Source organism: Streptomyces sp. NBC_00076, from assembly GCF_045041235.1.
Taxonomy (GTDB): Bacteria; Actinomycetota; Actinomycetes; order Streptomycetales; family Streptomycetaceae; genus Streptomyces.
The window spans coordinates 2125428-2152056 of record NZ_CP108242.1 but is presented as its reverse complement, the minus strand read 5'-3'; the positions used below and the strand labels follow the sequence as shown (position 1 = coordinate 2152056).

The window sequence follows — 26629 nt, the reverse complement described above, 5'->3', positions numbered from 1 at the left end:
CGCCATGTCGTAGGACCGCCCGACCGCGGTCGCACATCGCCTACTGCGGCGCGCCGGGGCGCACCAACCCGCTCTCGTACGCGTACACCGCGGCCTGCACCCGGTCGCGCAGCCCCAGCTTGGTGAGGACATGGCCGACGTGCGTCTTGACGGTGGTCTCACTGACGAACAGATCCGCCGCGATCTCGGCGTTCGACAGTCCCCGCGCCACCAGCTTCAGCACCTCCACCTCACGGTCGGTGAGCGTGTGCAGGGTGTCCGGAACCGGCTCGTCACCGGACGGCAGATGGGTGGCGTACTTGTCGAGCAGCCGACGCGTGATGCTCGGCGCGAGCATCGCCTCACCGGCCGCCACCACGCGGATGGCCTGCACCAGCTCATTGGCCGGGGCGTCCTTCAGCAGGAAGCCGCTGGCACCCGCCCGCAGAGCCTCCACCACGTACTCGTCGAGGTCGAAAGTGGTCAGCACCAGCACTTTGGCCGGGCCGTCCCGACCCGGGCCGGTGATCTGCCGGGTCGCCTCCACACCGTCCATCCGCGGCATACGGATGTCCATCAGGACCACGTCGGGCTGCAGCGCCCGCACCTGGTCCAGAGCCTGGAGGCCGTCTCCGGCCTCGCCGACGACCGCGAGGTCCTGCTCGGCCTCCAGGATCATCCGGAAGCCGGTGCGCAGCAGGGGCTGGTCGTCGACCAGTAGGACACGGATGGCCACGTAAGTCTCCTTCGCTAGTCCGGCCCCATTCTGCCCTGAGCCCCGGCCTCGGACGCGGCCGCCCTCACGGGGAGCGGATACGGCGGGGGAGTACCGCCGAACTCCGGACAGTGCGCCTGGTGGTCGCACCAGCCGCACAGCTTGGTCTGACGCGGCCGCCAGTCACCGGACTCCGTGGCCTGCCGGATCGCCTCCCACAACGCGTGCAGCTTGCGTTCGACCCGCTCCAGGTCGGCGACGACGGGGTCGTACGTCAGGACGTCACCGCTGCCCAGATAGACCAGCTGCAGCCGACGCGGGACCACGTTCTTCAGCCGCCACACCACCAGGGCGTAGAACTTCATCTGGAACAGCGCGCCCTCGGCGTACTCGGGCCGGGGCGCCTTTCCCGTCTTGTAGTCGACGATCCGCACCTCGCCGGTCGGCGCCACGTCGACCCGGTCGATGATCCCGCGCAGTCGCAGCCCCGAGTCCAGCTCCGTCTCGACGAACAGCTCCCTCTCGACCGGTTCGAGCCGGGTCGGATCCTCGAGCGTGAACCACCGCTCCACGAGCCGCTCCGCCTCGCCGAGCCAGCGCGTCAGCCGCTCCCCCTCCGGATCGTCGGCGAACAGCTCGACGACCTCCGGCCGGGTCTCCCGCAGCCGGTCCCACTGACCGGGGACGAGCGACTTGGCACGGGGCGCCGTCCGTTCGGCGGCCGGGGCGTCGAAGAGCCGCTCCAGGACCGCGTGCACCAGCGTGCCGCGCGTGGCCGCCTCGCTCGGCTTCTCGGGCAGCCGGTCGATCACCCGGAACCGGTACAGCAGCGGGCACTGCATGAAGTCGCCGGCCCGCGAGGGGGACAGCGAGGACGGCGCTATGGCGGTCGGCGCGACCGGGGCCACCTCGTCCGCCGCCGCTGCCGTTGTGTCCGCGGTCGTCGTGATCACTGCCGTCGCCGTGTCCGCCGCGATGACCACAGCGGGCCCCGCCGCCGCGTCCTCGGCCGGGTCCGCCGCAACGTCCTCGGCGGGCCCGGTCACCGTCGCGGCCGCCGCCGCCTCGGCCGGGACCGGCGGGGCCGCCTGCGCGGTGCCTCGGTCGGCGTTCTCCGCCACGCCCTCCGTGCTCGTCTCCATGACCACAGACCATAGGGCCCGCCACTGACAGTGACCCAACCCCCGGCGCCAACCGGCGCGACGACCGGGGAGACACAGGGGGTGCCGGGCGGAACGCATCGCGACGGCCGCATACCATCGACCGGAGACCCTCCCGTCGGCAGGCGCGGGAGACGCTTCGAACGAGGGGACACCGTGGACGAGAGCGGCGGGAGCGGGCAGCCGCGGTCCGGCAACGACGAGCCGACCGAGCGCCCCGCAACACCTGCGACCCCGGCCACCGGCCCCGCACGCCCCGGCCGGCCCCCCCAGGGCACCGACGCCTCCGAGACCCCGCCGCCCGACGAACCCACCATGGTCGTACGCCGGTTGGACCCCTCACAGCAGCCCCCGCACGACGACGACGACGCCACCGACCGGACCACCGACGACGACGTCACGGAGAACCAGACCGCCAAGGACCAGGCCGCCAAGGACCAGGCCGCCAAGGACCAGGCCGCCAAGGACCAGGCCGCCAAGGACGCTGCGGCCAAGACCGAGAACGCGGACGCGGACGCGGACAAGCCCACCGACAAGGCCCCCGCGGACGACAGCACCGCCCGCCACCCCCAGGACGCCGAACCCCAGAACCCCGAAGCACCCCCCGGCGCTCCCGAGAACACCGCGGCCCACCCCCACTCCCACCCCCACACGGACGACGGCCGCACCCTCGCCGACGCCGGTGTCACCAAGGGCCGCCCGCCCCGCCGCGAGCGAGGCCCCGGAGGCGGCCTGCTGATGGGGCGGCCGTTCGGCGTGCCCGTGTACGTCGCGCCCAGCTGGTTCCTCGTCGCCGCCCTGATCACCTGGGTGTTCGGCGGACAACTCGACCGGGTACTGCCCGAACTCGGCGCGGCCCGCTACCTGGTCTCCCTCTTCTTCGCGATCGCCTTCTACGCCTCCGTCCTCGTCCACGAACTCGCCCACACCGTCGCGGCCCTCCGCTTCAAGCTCCCGGTCCGCCGCATCCAGCTCCAGTTCTTCGGCGGTGTCTCCGAGATCGAGAAGGAGGCCGAGACCCCGGGCCGCGAGTTCGTCCTGGCCTTCGTCGGCCCCCTGCTCTCCCTCGTCCTCGCCGGCCTGTTCTACCTCGCCATGCAGCCCGTCGAGCCCGGCACCGTCCCCGGCGTCCTGCTGGCCGGCCTGATGATCTCCAACCTGATCGTCGCCGCCTTCAACCTGCTGCCCGGCCTGCCCCTCGACGGCGGCCGGATGCTCCGCGCGGTCGTCTGGAAGATCACCGGCAGGCCCATGACCGGCACCGTCGCCGCCGCCTGGATCGGCCGCTTCCTCGCCGTCTCCGTCCTCATCGGCCTGCCCCTGCTCACCCAGTCCGGGGCGCTCGGCTCCAATGCCGAGGACAACGTCGGCATGGACACCGTCATGGACGCCCTGCTGGCCGCCATCCTCGCCGCCATCATCTGGACCGGCGCCGGCAACAGCCTGCGCGTGGCACGGCTGCGCGAACACCTGCCCGACCTGCGCGCCCGCACCCTCACCCGCCGCGCCGTCCCCGTGGAGACCCACACCCCCCTCTCGGAGGCCCTGCGCCGCGCCAACGCCGCCGGAGCCCGCGCCCTCGTCGTCGTCGACACCGACGGACACCCCCTCTCCCTCGTGCGCGAGGCCGCCATCGTCGGCGTACCCGAACACCGCCGCCCCTGGGTCGCCGTCAGCGGCCTCGCCCAGGACCTCACCGACGGCATGCGCGTCTCGGTGGAGCTGGCCGGAGAAGACCTCCTGGACGCCCTGCGCACCACCCCCGCCACCGAGTACCTCGTCGTCGAGGACACCGGCGAGATCTACGGAGTCCTCTCCGCCGCCGACGTGGAACGCGCCTTCGTGAAAGCGATGGCCAGGCCCTCCTAGCGCTCGCTGTGATGGTCGGCGGCCCTCGCCGGGACCGGTAGTCTGTTCACATGTCCGAACCGACCGGTGCCGCCCGCCGTCGCGGGCCCTTCAAGGTCGGGGACCAGGTTCAGCTGACCGACCCCAAGGGCCGCCACTACACGTTCACGCTCGAAGCAGGGAAGAACTTCCACACCCACAAGGGTTCCTTCCCGCACGACGAACTGATCGGTGCTCCCGAGGGCAGCGTTGTCCGCACCACCGGAAACGTCGCCTACCTCGCGCTGCGCCCCCTGCTCCCCGACTACGTCCTGTCCATGCCCCGCGGCGCCGCCGTGGTCTACCCCAAGGACGCGGGGCAGATCCTCGCCTTCGCCGACATCTTCCCCGGCGCACGCGTCGTCGAGGCCGGCGTCGGCTCCGGCTCGCTCAGCAGTTTCCTGCTGCGCGCCATCGGCGACCAGGGCATGCTGCACAGCTACGAACGCCGCGAGGACTTCGCCGACATCGCCCGGCAGAACGTGGAGCGCTACTTCGGCGGCCCGCACCCCGCCTGGCAGCTCACCGTCGGCGACCTCCAGGACAACCTGTCCGACGCCGACGTCGACCGCGTCATCCTCGACATGCTCGCCCCCTGGGAGTGCCTGGAGGCCGTCTCCAAGGCCCTCGTGCCCGGCGGCATCCTGTGCTGCTACGTGGCCACCACCACACAGCTCGCCCGGACCGTCGAGTCCATCCGCGAGATCGGCTCCTTCAACGAGCCGACCTCCTGGGAGTCGATGATCCGCAACTGGCACGTGGAGGGCCTGGCCGTCCGCCCGGACCACCGGATGATCGGCCACACCGGCTTCCTCCTCACCGCCCGCCGCCTCGCCGACGGCGTCGAACCCCCCATGCGCCGCCGCCGCCCCGCCAAGGGCGCCTACGGCGAGGACTACTCCGGCCCCAACGCCGACGGCGGCGCCACCCGCTGAGGCGGCCGACGGCCGCGCCAACGCAGGAACACTCTGGCCCAGTTCCCATGCCACACCCGGGAACTGGGCCACGCCGTACCCGTGTTGACACGGCACCAGAATCCGTAACCCCCAGGGCGGGCCGAACCCCCACCCCGCCGTTCCCCCCGGACTGTGACGTGTGGCACCATGCAGGCCACCCCCACCGGCACAGCCCCCAGGAGACGCTCCTAGTGCAGCAACCCGCCGTCCCGGAACTGGCACACACCCACACCCGACCCATCCACTGGGTCGCCACCGCGACGGCGGTCGCCGGCGTGGTGGCACTCTCATCGGTCCTACAGCCCAATCCGGCCACCGCGGCCCAGGCAGCCGACCCCCAGACCAAATCCGCGCCGGCCGTCATCACGCCCCCCGACCCCGCGGACGTCGACTTCCCGATCGAATGCGGCCCCGTCAAGGCACTCGTGGTGAAGAAGGCCACCGGAGACCTCGACGGCGACGGCAGGCCGGAAACAGTCGCCGTGGTGCACTGCGACGCCCCCATGGGCACCCCACCCGACGGCGTGTACGTCCTCACCCGGTCCGCGGACACCGGCAAGCCCCGCGTGGTCGCCACCCTGGTCGCCCCCAAGGACCGCAAGACCGTCACCGACTTCGCCCTGCGGGACCACGCCATCGTCGCCACGCTCCTCGGCTACTCGACCGCCGACGTGCCCAGTTGCTGCCCGGACGTGAAGGACGGCGCGAAGTGGCGATGGAAGAACGGCGCGTTCGTCCGCTCGACACCCGCCGGCTCACACACCGTCTGACCCGCGCCACCAGCGCGTGTGAGGAATCAGACAGTGATCACAACACGTGTCAGTACGGTCACTCCGCGTCGGGCCCGTACACCTCGACCAGGTCCGAAACCCGACGCACATGGATGCACTCGCCCGGACACTCCTTCGCGGAGTCCACGACATCCGTGAGAAGCGGCAGTGGTACGGGCGTTGTGGCACCCCTGTCCTGCAGCAGCTCCTCGCCCGTACCCTTGACATAGGCCAGCCCGTCGATGTCCAGCTCGAACACCTCCGGCGCATATTGGGCACAGATGCCGTCACCGGTACAGAGATCCTGATCGATCCAGACCTCCAGCGCCTCGCCGCCGGTCCCGGCCTCCTGCTGCACGTCCATCTCTCCTGCCGTTTCTGCGCCGATCCGACCGGGAATCCGGCCAGCTCTGACGGGTGTTGAACAGTTCGACCCTACCTCCGGCGGCTTCCCAATCATGTTCGGTGGGTATTCCCCTGGCGTGAGGGAGAGCGCAAGGGTGAAGATCGGACACACCCCGACCGTCTTTGTGATCTAGGGGTTTCAATCGACACCCACCCAGGTAGGGTCTGGAAGCGTCCAGCTCCCCTTGGAGGAGGTGAGGACCGTGGCAGCCCACGACGACGACATGAACCGCGGCATCCGCCCGGGACGAGGGTCCGAAGACCCCGCCGGGCAGATTGCCTACCTTGAGCAGGAGATCGCCGTCCTGCGACGCAAGCTCGCCGACTCTCCGCGACACACGAGGATTCTCGAAGAGCGGATCGTCGAGCTGCAGACCAACCTGGCCGGCGTGTCCGCCCAGAACGAGCGACTCGCAAACACGCTCCGTGAGGCCCGCGACCAGATCGTGGCCCTCAAGGAGGAGGTCGACCGGCTCGCACAGCCGCCGGCCGGCTTCGGTGTCTTCCTCACGGCAAACGAGGACGGCACCGCCGACATCTTCACCGGCGGCCGCAAACTCCGGGTGAACGTCAGCCCGAGCGTGGAACTCGAAGACCTCCGGCGCGGCCAGGAGGTGATGCTCAACGAAGCACTCAACGTGGTCGAGGCCATGGAGTACGAGAGCGTCGGCGACATCGTCACCCTCAAGGAGATCCTCGAGGACGGCGACCGCGCCCTTGTGGTGGGGCACACCGACGAGGAACGGGTGGTGAGGCTCGCCGAGCCGCTGCTGGACGTCACCATCCGCCCCGGCGACGCCCTGCTGCTCGAACCACGCTCCGGCTACGTGTACGAGGTCGTACCGAAGAGCGAGGTCGAGGAACTCGTCCTCGAAGAGGTCCCGGACATCGGCTACGAGCAGATCGGCGGCCTCGGCGGCCAGATCGAGGCCATCCGCGACGCCGTCGAGCTCCCGTACCTCTACCCCGACCTCTTCAAGGAGCACGAACTGCGGCCGCCCAAGGGCGTCCTGCTGTACGGGCCCCCTGGATGCGGCAAGACGCTCATCGCCAAGGCCGTCGCCAACTCGCTGGCCAAGAAGGTCGCCGAGGTGACCGGACAGGCCACGGGCAAGAGCTTCTTCCTCAACATCAAGGGCCCCGAGCTCCTGAACAAGTACGTCGGCGAGACCGAGCGGCAGATCCGCCTCGTCTTCCAGCGTGCTCGTGAGAAGGCCAGCGAGGGCACCCCCGTCATCGTCTTCTTCGACGAGATGGAGTCCCTCTTCCGCACCCGAGGCTCGGGTGTCAGCTCGGACGTGGAGAACACCATCGTCCCGCAGCTGCTCGCCGAGATCGACGGCGTGGAGGGCCTGCAGAACGTGGTCGTGATCGGCGCCTCCAACCGTGAGGACATGATCGACCCCGCCATCCTGCGGCCCGGCCGACTCGACGTGAAGATCAAGATCGAACGTCCGGACGCCGAAGCGGCCAAGGACATCTTCGGCAAGTACCTGACCGAGCGCCTCCCGCTGCACTCCGACGACGTCGGCGAGCACGGCGGCAGCAAGGCCACCACCGTCGGAAGCATGATCCAGACGGCCGTGGAACACATGTACGCCGAATCCGAGGAAAACCGCTTCCTGGAAGTCACCTACGCCAACGGCGACAAGGAAGTCCTCTACTTCAAGGACTTCAATTCAGGCGCCATGATCGAGAACATCGTGGGCCGCGCCAAGAAGATGGCGATCAAGGACTTCCTGGAACACAGTCAGAAGGGCCTCCGCGTCTCCCACCTCCTCCAGGCCTGCGTGGACGAGTTCAAGGAGAACGAGGACCTGCCGAACACCACCAACCCGGACGACTGGGCCCGCATCTCCGGAAAGAAGGGCGAACGGATCGTGTACATCCGTACCCTCATCACCGGAAAGCAGGGCGCAGACACCGGACGCTCCATCGACACGGTGGCAAACACCGGTCAGTACCTGTAAAACACAGGGCGGCTGCGGGTGCCCACACCGGGTACCCGCAGCCGACTGTTTTCCGGGCGATGGCCGTGACCAGAGGCGTGCAAGGCAATGACGCAAATGATCTCCCCACCAGCGCAGAGGCGTTCTAGGCTCTTCCATACCGCCGAGTCGCGCAGTGCGGGGACGGGCACCGCACACGCACCGGAGCGCAAGCGGTACTTGAGCGGCGCCCCCGACCGAGGGCGCCGCCGGGCAAGGAGGGCCGCATGACCGTACGGCGAGTAATGGGCATCGAGACGGAGTACGGGATCTCCGTCCCCGGCCACCCCAACGCCAATGCCATGCTCACCTCATCCCAGATCGTCAACGCCTACGCGGCGGCGATGCACCGGGCCCGACGCGCCCGCTGGGACTTCGAGGAGGAGAACCCGCTACGGGACGCGCGAGGCTTCGACCTCGCCCGCGAGGCCGCCGACTCCACCCAGCTCACCGACGAGGACATCGGCCTCGCCAACGTGATCCTCACCAACGGCGCGCGTCTCTACGTCGACCACGCACACCCCGAATACAGCTCCCCCGAGGTCACCAACCCCCGGGACGCCGTCCTGTGGGACAAGGCCGGCGAACGCATCATGGCCGAGGCCGCGGAACGGGCCGCACAGCTCCCCGGCGCCCAGCCGATCCACCTGTACAAGAACAACACCGACAACAAGGGCGCCTCCTACGGCACGCACGAGAACTACCTGATGAAGCGGGAGACCCCCTTCTCGGACATCGTGCGCCACCTCACGCCGTTCTTCGTCTCCCGTCAGGTCTTCGCCGGAGCGGGCCGCGTCGGCATCGGGCAGGACGGGCACGAGCACGGCTTCCAGCTCAGTCAGCGCGCCGACTACTTCGAGGTGGAGGTGGGCCTCGAGACCACCCTCAAGCGCCCCATCATCAACACCCGGGACGAACCGCACGCCGACGCCGAGAAGCACCGCCGCCTGCACGTGATCATCGGCGACGCGAACCTCTCGGAGATCTCGACCTATCTGAAACTGGGCACGACAGCGCTCGTCCTGTCCATGATCGAAGACGGCTTCATCGCCGTCGACCTGGCCGTGGACCAGCCCGTCCGCACGCTCCACCAGGTCTCCCACGACCCGACCCTCAAGCGCCTGGTCACGCTCCGCAGCGGCCGGACACTCACCGCGGTCCAGCTGCAGATGGAGTACTTCGAACTGTCGCGCAAGTACGTGGAGGAGCGGTTCGGTGCGGACGCCGACGACCAGACCAAGGACGTCCTGGTCCGCTGGGAGGACACCCTCAACCGCCTGGAGAACGACCCGATGAGCCTGGCCGGCGAACTGGACTGGGTCGCCAAGCGGGAGCTCATGGAGGGCTACCGGCGCCGGGACGACCTCGACTGGGACGCGCCGCGGCTGCACCTGGTCGACCTCCAGTACGCCGACGTACGCCCCGAGAAGGGGCTCTACAACCGGCTGGCGGCCCGTGGCCGGATGAAGCGGCTGCTGGACGACAACGAGGTCGAGCGGGCCCGCACGAAGCCGCCGGAGGACACCCGCGCGTACTTCCGCGGACGCTGTCTGGAGCAGTACGCGGACGACGTGGCGGCGGCCTCCTGGGACTCGGTCATCTTCGACCTGCCGGGGCGGGACTCGCTCCAGCGGGTCCCAACCCTGGAACCGCTTCGCGGAACGCGTAATCACGTCAAGGAGCTCCTGGACCGCTGTCGCACGGCGGAAGACCTGGTCAGGGTGCTGTCCGGCGGCTGAAGGGTACTCGGGGCCGACTCGGCCCCACAGGGTGGAATCCTCGGCGTCCGGGAATCATCGAGGTGGTCCCCGGACGTTGAGCAAACTGCGGGGCCGATGTCGGACCCTGCTTGTAGGGTCTGATCAAGAACGTCGAACCGAGCGGGGTGAGGGTTATGGCGACCAAGGACACCGGCGGCGGACAGCAGAAGGCGACGCGCAACACCGAGGAGGTCGAGGAGGCGCCCGAGGCGCAGGCATCCGAAGACCTCAAGGAGCGCCAGGAGAAGCTGAGCGACGACGTGGACTCGGTGCTGGACGAGATCGACGATGTCCTAGAGGAGAACGCCGAGGACTTCGTGAGGTCATTCGTTCAGAAAGGCGGCGAGTAGCCTTCGATTTAGAGGCTACGGGGGCTCTGGAATTGGGAAGTGAAGAGGCGAAGCGTTGCGTGCGGTGCGGGGAAGTCAAGCCGCACGCGGCCTTCGCGCGACGGCGGTCAAACCTTGACGGTCTCCAGAGGCATTGCCGGGACTGTGCGTCCGACTACCACCGGGAGCGTCAGCAGAGCCTGGGCAAGAAGGTCCGGCCCAAGGCTGAGGTACCTGAGGGGCACAAGCTCTGCCTGAAGTGCGGGGAGGTCAAGCCGTGGAGTGAGTGGCATCGAAATGCCACCGCCTCGGACGGGTTGTCGACCCGCTGCAAAGCGTGCCGAGCGGCCGAGGGTCGCGAAGGGCATCTGAAGCGTCAATACGGCATGACGGAAGCCGAGCGGGACGCGCTGATCGCGGAGCAGCATGGGGTCTGCTGTATATGCCTAGCTGGTCCCGCCGAGCATGTGGATCACTGCCACAACACGGGTAGGGTCCGAGGCGTACTGTGCTTCAGCTGCAACGCCGCACTGGGGCAGTTCAAAGATCGGCCCGATGCCATAAGGCGGGCTGCTGCTTACGTGGAAGGAATCGCGTGGAAGCCAACACTCGTAGCACCGGGCGTCTACCAGCTGCCTTCCTGACGCCTGGGTCGTCCTCCTTCATGGACTTCCTGTCGGAGCACCAGCCGGAGATCCTGCCCGGCAACCGGCAGCTGCCGCCCACCCAGGGTGTGATCGAGGCGCCGCACGGCACCACGATCGTGGGCGTGACGTTCCCGGGTGGTGTCGTGCTCGCCGGTGACCGTCGCGCCACGATGGGCAATGTCATCGCGCAGCGGGACATCGAGAAGGTCTTCCCGGCCGACGAGTACTCGGCCGTGGGTATCGCCGGCACCGCGGGTCTTGCGGTCGAGATGGTGAAGCTGTTCCAGCTGGAGCTGGAGCACTTCGAGAAGGTCGAGGGGGCGCAGCTGTCCCTGGAGGGCAAGGCGAACCGGCTGTCGACCATGATCCGCTCCAATCTCGGCATGGCCATGCAGGGGCTGGCCGTGGTTCCGCTGTTCGCCGGGTTCGACGTGGACCGGGACAAGGGCCGGATCTTCTCCTATGACGTGACCGGTGGTCGTTCCGAGGAGCACAACTTCGCCGCGACCGGCTCCGGGTCGGTCTTCGCGCGGGGTGCCATGAAGAAGCTCTACCGCGACGACCTGAGCGAGGCCGAGGCCACGACTCTTGTGGTGCAGGCTCTGTACGACGCGGCAGACGACGACTCGGCGACCGGTGGTCCCGATGTCGCGCGCCGGATCTATCCGATCGTCACTGTGATCACCGAGGACGGCTTCCGTCGGCTCACTGAGGACGAGTCCTCCGAGATCGCCCGTTCGATTCTGCAGCGGCGGCTGGAGCAGCCCGACGGGCCGCGTGCCGCGCTTCTCTAGTCGGCGGGTTCGGTTTTCCTGCCAGGTGGTCCAGTGACTTCGACAGAAAGGGACGGATAACCGGTGTCGACGCCGTTCTATGTCTCCCCCCAGCAGGCGATGGCCGACCGGGCGGAGTACGCCCGTAAGGGCATCGCTCGTGGTCGCAGCCTCGTCGTGCTGCAGTATGCCGATGGCATCGTGTTCGTCGGCGAGAACCCGTCCCGTGCGCTGCACAAGTTCAGCGAGATCTATGACCGGATCGGTTTCGCGGCCGCCGGTAAGTACAACGAGTACGAGAATCTGCGGATCGGTGGTGTGCGCTACGCGGATCTGCGTGGTTACACCTATGACCGGGACGATGTGACCGCTCGTGGTCTGGCCAATGTCTATGCCCAGACGCTGGGCACGATCTTCTCCAGTTCGGCCGAGAAGCCGTACGAGGTGGAGTTGGTGGTCGCCGAGGTCGGGGAGACCGCGGAGGGTGATCAGATCTATCGGTTGCCGCATGACGGTTCGATCGTGGACGAGCACGGTTCGGTCGCGGTCGGCGGCAACGCCGAGCAGATCAGCACTTATCTGGACCAGCGTCATCAGGACGGGATGAGTCTGGCGGGGGCGCTCGAGCTCGCTGTGCAGGCGCTGTCCCGCGATACGAACGGCAGTGAGCGGGAGATTCCCGCGGAGCGTCTGGAGGTCGCGGTGCTGGACCGTACGCGGCCGCAGAAGCGCAAGTTCAAGCGGATCGTCGGCCGTCAGCTCGGTCGGCTGTTGGAGACGGGCGGGGCGACCACGGAGGCGGAGAGCTCCGAGGAGGAGTGACGCCTCGCGTCTCGTCTGTTGAACGTCTTGTGTGCCTCGGTCGATCACTCGGCCGGGGCACAGGTCGTTTCAGGAGGCCCTGGGGGGAGCCGTGGAGCCCCGGACGACCAGCTCGACGGGAATGTCCCCTGCCTGCGGTGTGCGGCCCTCCAGGACCGCCAGGAGGGCCTGCATCCCGCGTTCGCCGAAGAGTTCGGCGTCGAGGCGTACGGTCGTCAGCTCGGGGTCGATGGCGGTGGCGAGGGCGAGGTCGTCGAGGCCGGTGACGGAGATGTCGTCGGGGACGCGCAGGCCGAGGCGGCGCAGGGCCTTGTAGGCGCCGGCGGCGAGTTTGTCGTCGTCGCAGACCAGGGCGGTGGGTCGGGGGCCGGTGACGGAGAGCGCGGTCTGGGCGGCGGCCGTGGCGTCTTCGATGGAGAGGGGCGAGCGGATCGTGCGGACGGTGGTGCCGGGGATCGTGGTGGTGCGGGCGGCGAGTTCGCGGGCGCGGATCTCGAAGGTCCAGGAGGGTACGTCCGCCGCGAGGTGGAGGAAGTGGCGGTGGCCGAGGCCCAGGAGGTGTTCGGCGACCTGTCGTACTCCGTCGGTGATGTCGAGGTTGACGGTGGCGGCGCCGAGGCTTCCGGAGGGGTCGCTGTCCAGCATCACGAGGGGGAGTTGGTCGCCGCGGATGGCGGTGAGGGCGTCGGCGGCCATGGAGGAGGCGATGACGCCGTCGAGGGCGGCCTGGGCGGAGTGGAAGGGGTCGCGGGCGGGGCCGACGCCCTCGGGGGAGGGGTACAGGACGACGCCGAAGCCGTGTTCGGCGGCGACGCGGGCGGCGCCCGTGTAGACGCCGGCGAAGAACTCGGTGGTGAGGGCGGGCACCACGAGGAGGACGGTGCGGGTGTGGCCGAGGCGGAGGTTGCGGGCTGCCAGGTTGGGCCGGTAGCCGAGTTCGCGTGCGGCTTCGCGGACGCGTTCGGCGGTGCTCTCCGATACTCGGCCTCGCCATTTGTCGCCGAGGACCAGGGAGACCGCGGCCTGGGAGACGCCGGCGGCCTGGGCGACGTCTCGGCTGGTGGGGCGGGTGCTGCCTCGGGCCACCGGCTGCCTGCGCTTTCGTCTGGACGTGTGAACAGCGCACATGGTACGTATGACCCGGGGAAGTTATACGTACAACTTCATGCGTCACCGGCGCACCGGGCGAACAAAGGGTGGGACATGGCCGCGGGATACCTGGACATCCTCAGGGCGAGGCACGCCGTCCGGCTGCTGGTCGGGACGCTGGTGGGGCGGTTGCCGAACGCCACCGCCGCGATCGCGGTCATGCTGTTCGTGCGTGCGGAGGGCGGTTCGTACACCCTCGGCGGCGGGCTGGTGGCCGTCTACGGCGTGGCCAACGCGGTGGGGCAGCCGGTGCTGGGGCGACTGGTGGATCTGCACGGCCAGCCGCGTGTCCAGCTCTCGGCGGCGGTCCTGTCGGGCCTCGCGATGGCCGTCTTCGCCTTCACGGGCGTCGAGCCGCTGCCGCTCGCCTATGCCGCGGTGGCCGCCGCCGGGCTCTTCACGCCGCCTCTGGAGGGCGGCCTGCGGGCGCTGTGGCCCTCTGTCCTCGGCAAGGAGGACAAGGTGCTCACGGCGTACGCCATGGACGCCATAGCGCAGGAAGTGATGTTCGCCGTCGGGCCGCTGCTCGTCACGCTGTGCGTGTCGCTGTGGTCGGAGGCGGCGGCGCTGCTCGCCCTGAACGCCGTCGGCGTGCTGGGCGCGCTGTCCGTGGTCGTGTCGCCGCCCTCGCGTGCGTGGCGTTCGGCGCCGCGTGAGGCGCACTGGCTCGGTGCGCTGCGTTCGACCGGGCTGCTGGCCATGCTCGGAGCGTTCCTGTTCGTCGGTATCGCGCTCGGCTCCATCACGGTGGCGGCGGTGTCGTACGCGGACGACCACGGCGGTGACGCGGTGTACGGCTGGATGATGGCGGGCATAGGGCTGGGTGCGCTGATCGGGGGATTGTTCTACGGGGCGCGGCAGTGGACCGGTGAGCCGGCACGACGACTGCAGGTCCTCGTGGCGCTTCTGGCGGTGTGTTACGTGCCGCTGACGCTGATGCCGGGTGCGGTCGCGATGACGCTGCTGACGGTCCTGGCGGGTGTCTTCCTGGCCCCCGTCCTCGCGTGTGCCTTCGTGCTGGTCGACCGGCACGCTCCGCGCGGGACGGTCACCGAGGCGTTCTCCTGGCTTGTGACCACGTTCACCGTGGGTACGTCCGTCGGGGCGGGGCTGACGGGGCCGGTCGTCGAGGTGGGCGGGGCGCTGTGGGGTTTCGCCGTGCCGGGTGCGGCGGGAGCTGTGTCGCTGGTGGTTCTGCTGGCCACGGGGAGGGTACTCGCAGCTGTCGGCGGGGGTGCGGTGGTTGCGTCTTCATCGGAAAATGATCCAAACCGTGCTGCCGAACCCCGTTTCAGCTCGGGGGATCGGGCGTAATGTTCACTCATGGACCGCCGCATTTTCGGGCTGGAGAACGAGTACGGCGTCACGTGTACGTTCAGGGGACAGCGACGCCTGTCTCCCGACGAGGTGGCGCGGTACCTCTTCCGCCGTGTCGTGTCATGGGGCCGTAGCAGCAATGTCTTTCTGCGAAACGGCGCCCGCCTCTATCTCGACGTCGGGTCACATCCGGAATACGCGACACCCGAATGTGACAACGTGACCGAACTGGTCACGCACGACAAAGCGGGCGAGCGCATTCTCGAAGGACTCCTGGTGGACGCCGAACGACGCCTGCACGAGGAGGGAATCGCGGGCGACGTCTACCTCTTCAAGAACAACACAGACTCGGCGGGCAACTCGTACGGATGCCACGAGAACTATCTGGTGGCGCGGCACGGCGAGTTCTCCCGACTCGCGGACATTCTCATTCCGTTTCTCGTCACCCGTCAGCTTCTGTGCGGGGCGGGCAAGGTGCTGCAGACCCCGCGTGGCGCGGTGTACTGCGTCAGCCAGCGGGCCGAGCACATCTGGGAGGGCGTCTCCTCGGCGACGACCCGTTCCCGGCCGATCATCAACACCCGCGACGAACCGCACGCGGACGCCGAGCGCTATCGCCGTCTGCATGTGATCGTGGGCGACTCGAACATGTCCGAGACGACGATGCTGCTGAAGGTCGGCGCCACCGACCTGGTGCTGCGCATGATCGAGGCGGGCACCGTGATGCGGGACCTGACCTTGGAGAACCCGATCCGGGCGATCCGTGAGGTCAGCCACGACATCACCGGGCGGCGCAAGGTGCGTCTGGCAAGCGGCCGCGAGGCCTCCGCGCTGGACGTGCAGCGCGAGTACTACGAGAAGGCCGTGGACTTCTGTGAGCGTCGCGGCATCCGCACCGGCACCGTCGAGCAGGTCCTGGAGTTGTGGGGCCGCACGCTGGACGCGATCGAGGCCGAGGACCTCGACCGGATCGGCACCGAGATCGACTGGGTCATGAAGTACAAGCTCATCGAGCGGTACCGGGCCAAGCACAACATGACCATGTCCCACCCGCGGGTCGCGCAGATAGACCTCGCATATCACGACATCCATCGTCGTCGTGGCCTTTACTACCTGTTGGAGAAGAAGGGCCAAGCCGCCAGGATCTGCAACGACTTGAAGATCTTCGAGGGCAAGTCGGTTCCGCCGCAGACCACTCGGGCGCGGCTGCGCGGTGACTTCATCCGGCGGGCGCAGGAACAGCGCCGTGACTTCACGGTCGACTGGGTTCACCTCAAGCTCAATGACCAGGCACAGCGCACCGTGTTGTGCAAGGACCCGTTCCGTTCGGTGGACGACAGGGTGGAGAAGCTCATCGCCGGAATGTGAGCAACGCGTTTCGAAGTACCACGCGGAACGCAACACGGGCGCCGTACGTTTCACGTACGGCGCCCTTCTCACGTCGTAGAGTTGCGCGCACTCCATCAACAAGATCGACCGATTATGAGGCCCCCGCTGTGCGCCGACGCTCACTGCTCATCGCCGTACCCACAGGACTGGTCGCACTCGCCGGATGCGGCGACGACGAGTCCGACACGAGTAAGGCGAGCGACAGCGCGTCGCCTGCGGCGTCGGAGTCGGCTCCGGCCTCGGCCCCGCCCCCGCCGAAGATCGTCGACGGGCCGCTTCCGGCGATCACCGCGGGCACCAAGTTCGGTGAGAAGCCGACCGTCGCCAAGGGCAGCGGAGACCCGTCGAAGCAGTTGGCGGTGAAGACGCTCGTCGCGGGCGGCGGGAAGGTCGTCGCGGAGGGCGACTTCATCACGGCGAACTACCTGGGGCAGCTCTGGGACACAGCGAAGGTCCTCGACAACTCCTGGGACCGTAAGTCGCCGTTGCTGACCCAGATCGCCCAGGGCACCACCATGGAGGGCTGGCGCTACGCGTTGACGGGCAAGAAGGCCGGCAGCCGGGTCGAGTTCTCGGTGCCGCCGACCTGGGGGTTCGGCAAGGCGGGTAACACGCAGTTGGGCGTCAAGGGCACCGACACGCTGGTCTTCGTGTTCGACATCGAGGAGACGTTCAGCGCCAAGAGTTCGGCCAAGGGCAAGGACGTGGCGCAGGACGACGCCGACCTGCCGAAGGTGGGGACCAACACCGACGGCAAGGCGCCCTCGATCGACGTCCCCAAGGCCGACGCGCCTACGAAGCTGGTGGCGAACTACGTCATCGAGGGCGATGGCGACGAGCTCGCGGCGGACAGCACCGTGCTCGTGCAGTACAAGGGCGTGATCTGGGACACCGGCAAGGAGTTCGACTCGTCGTACAGCAGCGGCAAGCTGACGTCGTTCTCGCTCCAGCAGGTCGTCAAGGGGTGGGCGCAGGGTCTGACCGGCAAGAAGGTCGGCAGCCGCGTCCTGGTCGTCATCCCGCCGAAGCTGGGTTACGCGGACAGCCCGCCGCCCGGCAGCGGCATCGAGAAGGACTCCACGCTGGTCTTCTCGGTCGACATCCTGGCCAAGATGTAGTCGTCATCCTGGCCGGTTGTCATCGCGCCGAGATGCAACACTGTGTCCGTTGCCTTTCCGTACACAAGCAGGAGCTAGAGACGTGAGCATCGACAAGCCCGAGATCGACTTCCCGGGCGGCGAGCCCCCGGCGGACCTGGAGATCAAGGACATCTGGGAGGGCGACGGCGCGGTGGCGCAGGCGGGTCAGACCGTCACCGTCCACTACGTGGGTGTCGCTTTCAGCACGGGCGAGGAGTTCGACGCCAGCTGGAACCGTGGCGCGCCGTTCCGTTTCCCGCTGGGTGGCGGCCGGGTCATCAAGGGCTGGGACCAGGGTGTGCAGGGCATGAAGGTCGGCGGCCGTCGCCAGCTGACCGTCCCCGCCCACCTCGCCTACGGCAACCAGAGCCCGACTCCGGCGATCAAGCCCGGCGAGACGCTGATCTTCGTGGTCGACCTCCTCGGGGTCTGATCGTCGTACGACCGGTCTCGACCACCTGGGGCCCATGCCTGTCCGGGCATGGGCCCTCGGCTTTTGCCGCGCTACCACGGGGCGGTACGGTCAACGTCCGTAAGCACCATAGGGAGGCGAAGGGCGTCGATGGCCATTGCCAAGGCCGAGCGGCTGATGAACCTTGCGCTGTGTCTGCTCGGGACCCGGCGGCCGCTCAGCAAGCGCGAGCTGCGTGAGTCCATCGAGGCCTACCTCGAAGCCGGGTCCGACGACTCCTTCAACCGGATGTTCGAGCGCGACAAGGACGATCTGCGCGAACTCGGCCTGGTCATCGAAACGGTCGAGAACCTCGACGGCGAGGTCGGCTACCTGGCCCGTCGCGACAGCAACCGCCTCCCGCCCATCACCCTCGACGCCGAGGAGGCCGCGGCCCTGGGCCTGGCCGCCAAGGTGTGGCAGCAGGCCCGGCTGGCCGGCGCGGCCAGCGGCGCCCTGCAGAAGCTGCGCGCGGCAGGCCTTCCGGAGGACGTCGACCCGTACGAGGCGCACAGCGCGCTGGAGCCCCGGATCCCGGTGCACGAGGCCGCGTTCGAACCGTTGATGCTCGCCTGCCGCGACCGCCGCCCGGTCGTGTTCGACTACCGCAAGGCCAACGCAGCCCACCCCGAACCTCGCCATGTCGAGCCGTGGGCGCTGGAGTGCTGGCGCGGCCACTGGTACCTGGCCGGATTCGACCGTGACCGGGGAGCGGAGCGGGTCTTCAGGCTGTCGCGGATCACCGGCCGGGTGCGCTCACGCGGTGCGCGCTTCACGGCCCCGGTGCCGGACGTCGTCACCGTGCGCGAGACCGTCGCGAGCTGGGCGGGGGAGAACGCCGAACGCTCCGCGCTGATCCGGCTGCGCACCGGCTCGGGGTACCCGCTGCGGGCGAGGGCCACCTCCGTACGGGAACTGGGGGACGGCTGGGACGAGTTGGAGATCCCGTACGGTCATGGCCTGGACGCCTGGCTGGTGGAGTTCGGGCCGGACGTGCTGGTCCTGGAGCCCGCCGAGCTGCGGGCCGATGTGGTGGACCGGCTGCGCGCCGTGGCCAAGGGCTGAGGGGACGTAAGAACGTGGTGGGAAAACCGGCCAGGCCGGGCAACGCCATCGATCAGACCCGGCGGATGCTGTCCCTGGTGACGTATCTGAGGGAGCGGCCCGGCGCCCGGGTCGAGGACGTGGCCCGTGCCTTCGGGATCACCGAGGACGAACTGGTCTCCGACCTCGACATCCTGCCCATGTGCGGTACCAGTTTCCGGGGCGGTGACCTGCTCGACATCGACACCGACGGTGAGCGGATCTGGTGGCACAACCCCGCCGCCCTCGGCGCGGAGGCGGCCGAGCCGCTGAGGCTCGCCGCCGACGAGGCGACCGCGCTGCTGGTCGCCGCCCGCGCGGTGTCCACGCTGCCGGGCCTGCGGGAGAGCGACCGGCAGGCGCTGCTGCGTGCGACCGCCAAGGTGGAGGCCGCGGCCGGTGAGCAGGCGGGCGCCAGCTCCCGGCTGTCCGTCACTTTCGAGTCCGAGGGCGGGGTCTTCGCGGACGTCGACCGGGCGATCTCCGAGCGGCGCCGCCTGTGGATCCGCTACTACTCGCCCGCCCGTGACGAGGTCACCGAACGCGAGATCGACCCGATCCGGCTGGTCAGCGTCGGGCACACCTATGTGGAGGCCTGGTGCCGGCGTTCCGAGGCGCGCCGCACCTTCCGGCTCGACCGGGTCGCCGAGATCAAGATCCTCGACGAGCCGGCCGCACCGCCGGAGATCGAGCTGCGGGACCTGTCCGAGGCGCTGGTGCAGCCCGCCGCGGAGGACCCGGAGGTCGTCGTCGAGGTCGGCCCGGGCGGGCGCTGGGTCGCCGAGTACTACCCGCACGACAGTGCGGATGAGCTTGCGGACGGTGGGCTGCGTATCACCCTGCGGACCCCGGATCCGGCGTCCCTCAGGCGGCTGGCGCTGCGCCTCGGGCGTGATGGCCGGATCGTGTCGCCGCGCGACCTCGCCGACAGCGCCCGCGAGGCGGCCCGCGGGGCGTTGGCGGCGTACGACGGGGTCGAGGCGCACGGGGCGCATGACGGGCAGTACGACAGGCACAAGTGAGCCGCAGCCCAGTGCCGGTCGTGAGGGGAGACCGTTCGGTGACCCGACGACTGAGCACGGCTCCCCCTCGAAACCGGGGGTGGCGTACCGTCCGCGAACGCCCAGAAGAAGAGGAGCAGGGGCTTTGAGTGAGTCGTCGACGTCCGGTGCGGACATGACCGTGGCCTCCGCGTTCGCCGGAATGAGAAGCGTGACGCCGGTGACGTTCAGGGCGGGCTGCCCGGACTGCCGGGGTCGCTTCGAGCTCGCCGCGAGCGCCCTGCGCCTCGCCATCGGCGGCAGCAGCCGCACCACGTTCTACTCCTTCACCTGCCCGGAGTGCGGCGCCTCCGTCCGCAAGCCCGCCGGCGAGCGGATCGTGGAACTCCTCACCGGCGGCGGGGTCAGCACCCTGCGGCTGCAGTCCCCCTAGGACCTGTCCCGGTCGGTTCCACCGGCGGCTCCCAGGCGGCGACTGCTTCCAGTGGCCCCTCCGCCGGGAACCGTGCGCACCCGTCGGCGGTCGGCCGCCGTGCCGGACCGTCTAGGCTCGGTTCATGTTCTGGCCGATGTTCGCGGTAACTGTGGGTTTTCTGGGTCTCGCCGTTCTCGGTGTGTTCGCGGTCCGGGTCTTTCTGGAGGCGCAGCGTCTGGGCAGGCAGGTCACGGACTCCGCCCGGCGGATCAACCGCGCCGCCGAGGATCTGGAGCGGGCCTCGCTGAGCGCGGCCCGATCCGTGGATGCCCTGTGAGTTGCGGGTCCTGCGGGATTGTGGCACTGCGCCTTGTCAACTTCTCATCCGGGCCAGGTACGCTCATTGACACGGCCTGAGGACGAGGCGCGGGCCGAAAATGGAGTACGCACAGACATTGCCTGACGTTTACTCCTGCGGGTTACGATCGCCCAAAGCCAACTGGTCGGATCTCTGTCCGACCAAGCGAACACAAGAACTTCCTGTCGCCTCGGTGAAGAAGGTAAAAGCTATGGGTAGGCTCGGCCCCACAGAGATCATTCTCATCCTTGTCATCGTCATCCTGCTGTTCGGCGCCAAGAAGCTTCCGGACATGGCTCGGTCGCTCGGCAAGTCCGCCCGCATCCTGAAGAGCGAGGCCAAGGCGATGAAGTCCGAGGGCCAGGACAACGCGTCCACGGCCGCGGCCCCGCCGAACGACGACCAGCAGCCCCCCGTTCAGCGCACCATCCAGGCCTCCCCCGGCGACGTGACCAGCTCGCGCCCGGTCACCGAGCCGACGGACACCGCCAAGCGCTGACGCAGGGCCGGTGACCTCCGGCCCGCCGCACGAGATGGGAACGTGGGTTGCTGAAGCCTGCCCGCAAGAAGGAGAAGGACCCCGAGGGGCGGATGCCCCTCGCGGATCACCTTCGTGAGCTCCGCAACCGGCTCGCGAAGGGCATGTTGGCGATCACGGTCGTGTCCGTGGTGGTCGCCTTCTACAGCCAGGAGCTGATGAACTTCCTGATGGACCCCGTCCCGCGCTGTACCAGCGGACTGGGCGAGTCCACGGGCGGTACCTGCGCGGTCATCGCGTACACCGACCTGCTGTCCCCCTTCACCACCACGGTGAAGGTGTGCTTCATGGCGGGCATCATCATCTCGAGTCCGGTCTGGCTCTACCAGCTCTGGGCGTTCGTCGCGCCGGGGCTGCACAAGCATGAGCGCAAGTACACGTACTGGTTCGTGGCCGCGGCCGTGCCGCTCTTCCTGGGTGGAGCCGCGCTGGCCTACAGCGTCCTGCCGATCAGCATGCGCGTGCTCCTCGGGATCACGCCCGACGGCTCGGCGAACATCCTCCCGATGGACAAGATCCTGGACTTCATCGTCAGGATGATCCTCGTCTTCGGTGCCGCCTTCGAGCTGCCCCTGCTGCTCGTCATGCTCAATTTCAGCGGCATGGTGACCGGCCGCCGGATGGCCGGATGGTGGCGTGGTGTGGTCATGGGCGTCTTCGTCTTCGGCGCCGTGGCGACCCCGACCACCGACCCCTTCGGCATGATCGCGCTCGCCGGACCGATCGTGATCCTTTACTTCATCGCGGTCGGTATCGCCCTGCTGAACGACAGGCGTCGCAGGCGCGCCGATCCCGACGCCGAACTGGACGACGACGAGGCATCGCCTCTCGATCTCACGCCGGAGACCGTCGGCGAGGTCGAATCCGTGTCCGCCTCGAAGGCCCTGCCCCACCAGGCGAGCGGGAGTTCCGAGGGCACCTCGGTGGTCAACGGCTACGACGACGTCACCTGAGCCGCACCGCGGGACCGTCCCGGCCGGTGGGACCAGCACGGCCGGGGAGAACGAAGGGCCGTTGTGGATGCCCACGGCGTTGCCGTTGAGGTCCTATGTCGCCGTCACCCGGTTGGCGGCCGGATCCGGATCCGGATAATGATCGTCCGTTGTCAGTGGGGCCCGGTACGCTCGAAAGCACGATGACAGAGGACCTCTCACCGGCCGAGCGGTACGCGGCAGCACGTAGGCGCGCTGTCGAGCAGGCCACCGCGCTAGCCGACTTCCGCGAGATGTACGACTTCGGCCTCGACCCCTTCCAGATCGAGGCCTGTCAGGCGCTCGAAGCGGGCAAGGGCGTCCTGGTGGCCGCGCCCACCGGATCCGGCAAGACGATCGTCGGCGAGTTCGCCGTCCACCTCGCCCTCCAGCAGGGCAAGAAGTGCTTCTACACGACACCCATCAAGGCACTGTCGAACCAGAAGTACGCCGACCTCTGCCGCCGGTACGGCGCGGACAAGGTGGGCCTGCTCACCGGCGACAACAGCGTCAACTCCGACGCCCCGGTGGTCGTGATGACCACCGAGGTGCTGCGGAACATGCTGTACGCGGGCTCGCAGACCCTGCTCGGCCTCGGCTACGTGGTGATGGACGAGGTGCACTACCTCTCCGACCGCTTCCGTGGCGCCGTATGGGAGGAAGTGATCATCCACCTCCCCGAGTCGGTCACCCTCGTCTCGCTGTCGGCCACCGTGTCGAACGCCGAGGAGTTCGGCGACTGGCTCGACACGGTCCGCGGCGACACCGAGGTGATCGTCTCCGAACACCGGCCCGTGCCGCTGTTCCAGCACGTGCTCGCCGGGCGGCGGATGTACGACCTGTTCGAGGAGGGCGAGGGCCAGAAGAAGGCCGTCAACCCCGACCTGACGCGGCTGGCCCGCATGGAGGCGCAGCGCCCGTCCTACCAGGACCGCAGGCGGGGCCGTGCCATGCGCGAGGCCGACCGGGAGCGCGAGCGCCGACAGCGCTCGCGGATCTGGACACCGAGCCGGCCCGAGGTGATCGAACGGCTGGATGCCGAGGGCCTGCTGCCCGCCATCACGTTCATCTTCAGCCGCGCCGCCTGCGAGGCCGCCGTACAGCAGTGCCTGTACGCGGGCCTTCGGCTCAACGACGACGAGGCGCGGGAGAAGGTGCGTGCCCTGGTCGAGGAGCGCACGGCCTCCATCCCCAACGAGGACCTGCACGTCCTCGGGTACTACGAGTGGCTGGAAGGCCTGGAGCGCGGTATCGCGGCCCACCATGCGGGCATGCTGCCGACCTTCAAGGAAGTCGTCGAGGAACTGTTCGTACGCGGCCTGGTGAAGGCCGTGTTCGCGACCGAGACACTCGCGCTGGGCATCAACATGCCCGCGCGGTCGGTGGTGTTGGAGAAGCTCGTCAAGTGGAACGGCGAGCAGCACGCCGACATCACACCGGGTGAGTACACCCAGTTGACCGGGCGTGCGGGCCGACGTGGCATCGACATCGAGGGCCACGCGGTGGTGCTGTGGCAGCGTGGGTCGAGCCCCGACCACCTGGCGGGGCTGGCCGGCACCCGCACCTATCCGCTGCGCTCCAGCTTCAAGCCGTCGTACAACATGGCGGTCAACCTGGTCGAACAGTTCGGCCGGCACCGCTCGCGCGAGCTCCTGGAGACGTCCTTCGCGCAGTTCCAGGCCGACAAGTCGGTCGTCGGGATCTCCCGGCAGGTGCAGCGCAACGAGGAGGGGCTGGAGGGCTACAAGGACTCCATGACCTGCCACCTCGGCGACTTCGAGGAGTACGCGCGACTGCGCCGTGAACTCAAGGACCGCGAGACCGAGCTGGCCAAGCAGGGCGCCAGCCAGCGGCGCGCCGAGGCCGCCGTCGCGCTGGAGAAGCTCAAGCCGGGTGACGTCATCCATGTCCCGACCGGCAAGTACGCGGGCCTCGCGCTGGTCCTTGACCCGGGGCTGTCGGCCGGACGGTCCAACGGCCACCGCGGTTTCGAGCACCACGACGGTCCGCGCCCGCTGGTGCTGACCGCCGAGCGGCAGGTCAAGCGGCTCGCGTCGATGGACTTCCCGGTGCCCGTCGAACCGCTGGAGCGGATGCGGATCCCGAAGTCCTTCAACCCGCGCTCACCGCAGTCCCGTCGGGACCTCGCCTCGGCGCTGCGCACCAAGGCCGGGCACATCCCGCCGGAGCGGGCTCGCAAGAAGCGCGCCCAGGCCGCCGACGACCGGCAGATCGCCCGGTTGCGCACCGACATCCGGGCGCACCCCTGCCACGGCTGCAGCGACCGTGAGGACCACGCCCGTTGGGCCGAGCGATACCACCGGCTGCTGCGGGACACCTCACAGCTGGAGCGGCGCATCGAGGGCCGTACGAACACGATCGCCCGTACGTTTGACCGCATCGTCGCGCTGCTGACGGAGCTGGACTACCTGCGCGGTGACGAGGTAACCGAGCACGGCAAGCGGCTCGCCCGGCTGTACGGCGAGCTCGACCTGCTGTCCAGCGAATGCCTGCGCGCGGGCGTGTGGGAGGGCCTCGGCCCGGCCGAACTCGCCGCGTGTGTCTCCGCGTTGGTGTACGCGTCCCGCGCCGGCGACGACGCGATGGCGCCGAAGCTGCCCTCGGGCAAGGCCAAGGCCGCGCTCAGCGAGATGGTGCGGATCTGGGGGCGCCTGGACGCCATGGAGGAGGAGTTCCGGATCACCCAGAGCGAGGGCGTGGGGCAGCGCGAGCCCGACCTCGGGTTCGCCTGGGCCGCGTACATGTGGTCGTCCGGGAAGGGCCTCGACGAGGTGCTGCGTGAGGCGGAGATGCCCGCGGGGGACTTTGTGCGATGGTGCAAGCAGGTGATCGACGTGCTGGGGCAGATCTCGGCCGCGGCGCCCTCCGGAGGTTCGACGGTGGCGAAGAACGCGCGTAAGGCGGTCGACGGGCTGCTGCGGGGAGTGGTCGCCTACTCGTCCGTGGGATGACGGTCCAGGTAGGAACGCCAGCCGCCGTACTGGGTGATGTCCTCCGCGCCGGTGAGCGCCTCTGGTTCGCAGAGGAAGCCCGGCACGTGGGTGCCGTCCGCCAGGTGCACGCTGCCCAGGGCCATCGGGCGGGGGAGTGCGGCCAGTAGGCGGCCGAGGCCCTCTGCCGGGAGGCGCCAGATCTCCGTCTCGATCGCCGCGCCGCCCTCGCCCACGTGCACCAGGCCGGGCTTGGGCGGGGTCGTTGCCAACGCGTGCAGGCGGTAGACCGGGGCCGTGGTGGTCGTGCGGTCCAGACGGGCGCCCAGGGACAGGAGCTGCGGGTTGAGGGGCTGGCCCGACAGGTGTGCCCCCACCACCGCGAGCTGTGTCTGCGGCTGGAGCAGCCGGGCGATCGTGGCCAGGCGTTCGTCCGTGAACGCCGGGCCGATCAGCATGACGCCGAAGGGGAGGCCGTTCGCCTCACCCGCCGGGACGGCCACCGCGGCCAGGTCGAAGAGGTTGGTGGAGTTGGTGAAGCGGCCCAGGCGGGCGTTGGAGCCCAGGGGATCGGCGGCCACCTCGGCGAGGGTGGGGTGGCCGGGGGCGGTGGGCAGCAGCAGGGCGTCCGCGTCGGCGAGCGCGGCCAGCGCCCGGGTGCGCAGGACGGCCAGGCGATCGGTGTCGGCGAACAGTTGGTGGGCCGGGATGTCCCGGGCCCGGGTGATGATGCCGGCGACGGTGGCGTCGAGGGAGGGGTCGTTCGCGGCCAGAGCTTTGTCGACAAAGCTCCCCACCGCTGTGTAGCGCTCGGCGACGAAGGCGCCCTCGTACAGCATCGCCGCGGCCTCCGTGAAGGGGCCGAGGTCGATCTCCCGCACCGTGGCGCCCGCGGTGACGAGCTGGTCCACGGCCGCCTCGTAGGCCTTCGCCCAGCCCTCGTCCAGCTCGCCGAGCTGTTCCCGCGCGGGGACGGCGACGCGCCAGGGGCCCGGGGCGCGCTGGGGGAGCGGAGGGAGGTCGCGGTCCGGCGGGGACGCCATGTGGGCCAGGGCCTGCTCGGCCTCGGGGAGCGTGCGGGCGAAGACCGTCACACAGTCCAGGGAGGCGCAGGCCGGGACCACGCCGGTGAGCGGGACCAGGCCCCGGGTGGGCTTGAGACCGACGATGCCGTTGAAGGCGGCCGGGACGCGGCCCGAGCCCGCGGTGTCGGTGCCCAGCGCGAAGTCGACGATGCCGAGGGCCACCGCGACGGCCGAGCCGGAGCTGGAGCCGCCGCTGATCCTGGCCGGGTCGTGCGCGCTCCGTACGGCGCCGTGCGGGGAGCGGGTGCCGACCAGCCCGGTCGCGAACTGGTCCAGGTTCGTGGTGCCCAGGACGACGGCGCCCGCCGCGCGGAGGCGGGCGACGACCGGCGCGTCGGCGTCGGGCCGGTAGGCGTACGACGGGCAGCCCGCGGTGGTGGGCAGCCCGGCCACGTCGATGTTCCCCTTGACGGCGAACAGGCGCCCGGCGAGCGGAAGTCGAACGCCGGAGGCGACGAGCTCGTCGATCCTCCGGGCCTCCGCCTCGACCTGAGCCCGTGGGCGGAGGTCGATCCAGATCTCGGGCCGGTCCACGGCCTCGACGCGGGCGTAGGCGGCGCGGACGCGGGAGAGAGTGCTGGACATTGCTTG

25 protein-coding genes are annotated in these 26629 nt (G+C 69.3%); 20 read left to right on the top strand and 5 right to left on the bottom strand.

All coding sequences use genetic code 11. The features are described 5' to 3' along the window. Positions 1 to 40 precede the first annotated feature (40 nt). Positions 41 to 715, bottom strand: a complete 675-nt coding sequence (locus OHA64_RS09885) for a response regulator (protein ID WP_405610990.1) — start codon at positions 713 to 715, stop codon at positions 41 to 43. A 14-nt stretch (positions 716 to 729) separates the two neighbouring features. Next, the gene (locus OHA64_RS09880) at positions 730 to 1836 is read right to left on the bottom strand and encodes a RecB family exonuclease (RefSeq protein ID WP_405610987.1); all 1107 of its coding nucleotides are present in this window, start codon (positions 1834 to 1836) and stop codon (positions 730 to 732) included. 174 nt (positions 1837 to 2010) lie between these two features. On the opposite strand from OHA64_RS09880, the gene OHA64_RS09875 reads away from it, so the two are divergent. The 3 genes from OHA64_RS09875 to OHA64_RS09865 all read left to right on the top strand — a co-directional run bounded on the left by OHA64_RS09875 (position 2011) and on the right by OHA64_RS09865 (position 5467). Then, positions 2011 to 3723: a site-2 protease family protein gene (locus OHA64_RS09875; protein ID WP_405610984.1), complete on the top strand. Its 1713-nt coding sequence runs from the start codon at positions 2011 to 2013 to the stop codon at positions 3721 to 3723. A 50-nt stretch (positions 3724 to 3773) separates the two neighbouring features. Continuing rightward, positions 3774 to 4676 (top strand): tRNA (adenine-N1)-methyltransferase, encoded by a 903-nt coding sequence (locus tag OHA64_RS09870; RefSeq protein ID WP_405610981.1) that lies wholly within the window; start codon positions 3774 to 3776, stop codon positions 4674 to 4676. A gap of 212 nt (positions 4677 to 4888) precedes the next feature. Then, positions 4889 to 5467 carry a hypothetical protein gene (locus OHA64_RS09865; protein WP_405610978.1) on the top strand — a complete coding sequence of 193 codons (579 nt, stop codon included), beginning with the start codon at positions 4889 to 4891 and terminating at the stop codon, positions 5465 to 5467. Positions 5468 to 5525: 58 nt separating this feature from the next. Here the strand turns inward: OHA64_RS09865 and OHA64_RS09860 are convergent, their stop codons facing one another. Next, positions 5526 to 5831, bottom strand: a complete 306-nt coding sequence (locus OHA64_RS09860) for a ferredoxin (RefSeq protein ID WP_405610975.1) — start codon at positions 5829 to 5831, stop codon at positions 5526 to 5528. A gap of 244 nt (positions 5832 to 6075) precedes the next feature. On the opposite strand from OHA64_RS09860, the gene arc reads away from it, so the two are divergent. The 6 genes from arc (at position 6076) to prcA (ending at position 12191) form a co-directional block, all read left to right on the top strand. Further along, on the top strand, positions 6076 to 7842 hold the full coding sequence (arc, locus tag OHA64_RS09855; protein ID WP_405610972.1) for a proteasome ATPase: 1767 nt from the start codon (positions 6076 to 6078) through the stop codon (positions 7840 to 7842). A 245-nt stretch (positions 7843 to 8087) separates the two neighbouring features. After that, positions 8088 to 9599: a depupylase/deamidase Dop gene (gene dop, locus OHA64_RS09850; RefSeq protein WP_405610969.1), complete on the top strand. Its 1512-nt coding sequence runs from the start codon at positions 8088 to 8090 to the stop codon at positions 9597 to 9599. Between the two features lie 155 nt (positions 9600 to 9754). Then, complete coding sequence (locus OHA64_RS09845; protein WP_030932625.1) at positions 9755 to 9970, top strand: ubiquitin-like protein Pup; 216 nt, start codon at positions 9755 to 9757, stop codon at positions 9968 to 9970. A 32-nt stretch (positions 9971 to 10002) separates the two neighbouring features. Beyond that, positions 10003 to 10593 carry an endonuclease VII domain-containing protein gene (locus OHA64_RS09840; protein ID WP_405610966.1) on the top strand — a complete coding sequence of 197 codons (591 nt, stop codon included), beginning with the start codon at positions 10003 to 10005 and terminating at the stop codon, positions 10591 to 10593. After that, positions 10545 to 11390 (top strand): proteasome subunit beta, encoded by an 846-nt coding sequence (gene prcB / locus OHA64_RS09835; protein WP_405610963.1) that lies wholly within the window; start codon positions 10545 to 10547, stop codon positions 11388 to 11390. The genes OHA64_RS09840 and prcB overlap by 49 nt, the downstream gene beginning before the upstream one ends. Positions 11391 to 11453: 63 nt before the next feature. Next, a complete protein-coding gene (gene prcA / locus OHA64_RS09830; RefSeq protein WP_405610960.1) occupies positions 11454 to 12191 on the top strand; it encodes a proteasome subunit alpha in 738 nt (245 codons plus the stop codon). A gap of 69 nt (positions 12192 to 12260) precedes the next feature. Here prcA and OHA64_RS09825 read toward each other — a convergent pair whose 3' ends face one another. Further along, entirely contained in the window at positions 12261 to 13319 is a 1059-nt protein-coding gene (locus tag OHA64_RS09825; RefSeq protein ID WP_405610957.1) for a LacI family DNA-binding transcriptional regulator, read from the bottom strand. A gap of 75 nt (positions 13320 to 13394) precedes the next feature. Between OHA64_RS09825 and OHA64_RS09820 the strand changes: the two genes are divergently transcribed. The 11 genes from OHA64_RS09820 (at position 13395) to OHA64_RS09770 (ending at position 24974) form a co-directional block, all read left to right on the top strand. Then, positions 13395 to 14654 carry an MFS transporter gene (locus OHA64_RS09820; protein ID WP_405610954.1) on the top strand — a complete coding sequence of 420 codons (1260 nt, stop codon included), beginning with the start codon at positions 13395 to 13397 and terminating at the stop codon, positions 14652 to 14654. A 9-nt stretch (positions 14655 to 14663) separates the two neighbouring features. Beyond that, the gene (gene pafA / locus OHA64_RS09815) at positions 14664 to 16025 is read left to right on the top strand and encodes a Pup--protein ligase (RefSeq protein ID WP_356771723.1); all 1362 of its coding nucleotides are present in this window, start codon (positions 14664 to 14666) and stop codon (positions 16023 to 16025) included. Between the two features lie 128 nt (positions 16026 to 16153). Continuing rightward, positions 16154 to 17164 (top strand): FKBP-type peptidyl-prolyl cis-trans isomerase, encoded by a 1011-nt coding sequence (locus OHA64_RS09810; RefSeq protein WP_405610950.1) that lies wholly within the window; start codon positions 16154 to 16156, stop codon positions 17162 to 17164. An 82-nt stretch (positions 17165 to 17246) separates the two neighbouring features. Further along, entirely contained in the window at positions 17247 to 17618 is a 372-nt protein-coding gene (locus OHA64_RS09805; protein WP_356771727.1) for an FKBP-type peptidyl-prolyl cis-trans isomerase, read from the top strand. A 129-nt stretch (positions 17619 to 17747) separates the two neighbouring features. Next, positions 17748 to 18701 carry a helix-turn-helix transcriptional regulator gene (locus OHA64_RS09800; RefSeq protein WP_405610947.1) on the top strand — a complete coding sequence of 318 codons (954 nt, stop codon included), beginning with the start codon at positions 17748 to 17750 and terminating at the stop codon, positions 18699 to 18701. A gap of 14 nt (positions 18702 to 18715) precedes the next feature. Next, positions 18716 to 19741 carry a helix-turn-helix transcriptional regulator gene (locus tag OHA64_RS09795; RefSeq protein WP_405610944.1) on the top strand — a complete coding sequence of 342 codons (1026 nt, stop codon included), beginning with the start codon at positions 18716 to 18718 and terminating at the stop codon, positions 19739 to 19741. 124 nt (positions 19742 to 19865) lie between these two features. Continuing rightward, entirely contained in the window at positions 19866 to 20153 is a 288-nt protein-coding gene (locus OHA64_RS09790; RefSeq protein ID WP_405610941.1) for a hypothetical protein, read from the top strand. A gap of 124 nt (positions 20154 to 20277) precedes the next feature. After that, complete coding sequence (locus OHA64_RS09785; protein WP_405610938.1) at positions 20278 to 20472, top strand: hypothetical protein; 195 nt, start codon at positions 20278 to 20280, stop codon at positions 20470 to 20472. 232 nt (positions 20473 to 20704) lie between these two features. Further along, complete coding sequence (gene tatA / locus OHA64_RS09780) at positions 20705 to 20992, top strand: Sec-independent protein translocase subunit TatA (protein ID WP_356771737.1); 288 nt, start codon at positions 20705 to 20707, stop codon at positions 20990 to 20992. 92 nt (positions 20993 to 21084) lie between these two features. Next, positions 21085 to 21984, top strand: a complete 900-nt coding sequence (gene tatC / locus OHA64_RS09775; RefSeq protein ID WP_405623920.1) for a twin-arginine translocase subunit TatC — start codon at positions 21085 to 21087, stop codon at positions 21982 to 21984. 182 nt (positions 21985 to 22166) lie between these two features. Beyond that, positions 22167 to 24974 (top strand): DEAD/DEAH box helicase, encoded by a 2808-nt coding sequence (locus OHA64_RS09770; protein ID WP_405610935.1) that lies wholly within the window; start codon positions 22167 to 22169, stop codon positions 24972 to 24974. Here OHA64_RS09770 and atzF read toward each other — a convergent pair. Continuing rightward, a complete protein-coding gene (gene atzF, locus OHA64_RS09765) occupies positions 24956 to 26623 on the bottom strand; it encodes an allophanate hydrolase (RefSeq protein ID WP_405610932.1) in 1668 nt (555 codons plus the stop codon). The genes OHA64_RS09770 and atzF overlap by 19 nt on opposite strands. Positions 26624 to 26629: the final 6 nt, after the last annotated feature.

Excerpts from the sequence above, each read along its gene's own strand:
- OHA64_RS09880 (WP_405610987.1), bottom strand. The coding sequence starts at position 1,836 with ATGGAGACGAGCACGGAGGGCGTGGCGGAGAACGCCGACCGAGGCACC.
- OHA64_RS09870 (WP_405610981.1), top strand. The coding sequence starts at position 3,774 with ATGTCCGAACCGACCGGTGCCGCCCGCCGTCGCGGGCCCTTCAAGGTC.
- OHA64_RS09860 (WP_405610975.1), bottom strand. The coding sequence starts at position 5,831 with ATGGACGTGCAGCAGGAGGCCGGGACCGGCGGCGAGGCGCTGGAGGTC.
- dop (WP_405610969.1), top strand. The coding sequence starts at position 8,088 with ATGACCGTACGGCGAGTAATGGGCATCGAGACGGAGTACGGGATCTCC.
- OHA64_RS09845 (WP_030932625.1), top strand. The coding sequence starts at position 9,755 with ATGGCGACCAAGGACACCGGCGGCGGACAGCAGAAGGCGACGCGCAAC.
- OHA64_RS09825 (WP_405610957.1), bottom strand. The coding sequence starts at position 13,319 with ATGTGCGCTGTTCACACGTCCAGACGAAAGCGCAGGCAGCCGGTGGCC.
- OHA64_RS09820 (WP_405610954.1), top strand. The coding sequence starts at position 13,395 with ATGGCCGCGGGATACCTGGACATCCTCAGGGCGAGGCACGCCGTCCGG.
- pafA (WP_356771723.1), top strand. The coding sequence starts at position 14,664 with ATGGACCGCCGCATTTTCGGGCTGGAGAACGAGTACGGCGTCACGTGT.
- OHA64_RS09800 (WP_405610947.1), top strand. The coding sequence starts at position 17,748 with ATGGCCATTGCCAAGGCCGAGCGGCTGATGAACCTTGCGCTGTGTCTG.
- OHA64_RS09785 (WP_405610938.1), top strand. The coding sequence starts at position 20,278 with ATGTTCTGGCCGATGTTCGCGGTAACTGTGGGTTTTCTGGGTCTCGCC.
- tatA (WP_356771737.1), top strand. The coding sequence starts at position 20,705 with ATGGGTAGGCTCGGCCCCACAGAGATCATTCTCATCCTTGTCATCGTC.
- tatC (WP_405623920.1), top strand. The coding sequence starts at position 21,085 with ATGCCCCTCGCGGATCACCTTCGTGAGCTCCGCAACCGGCTCGCGAAG.
- OHA64_RS09770 (WP_405610935.1), top strand. The coding sequence starts at position 22,167 with ATGACAGAGGACCTCTCACCGGCCGAGCGGTACGCGGCAGCACGTAGG.
- atzF (WP_405610932.1), bottom strand. The coding sequence starts at position 26,623 with ATGTCCAGCACTCTCTCCCGCGTCCGCGCCGCCTACGCCCGCGTCGAG.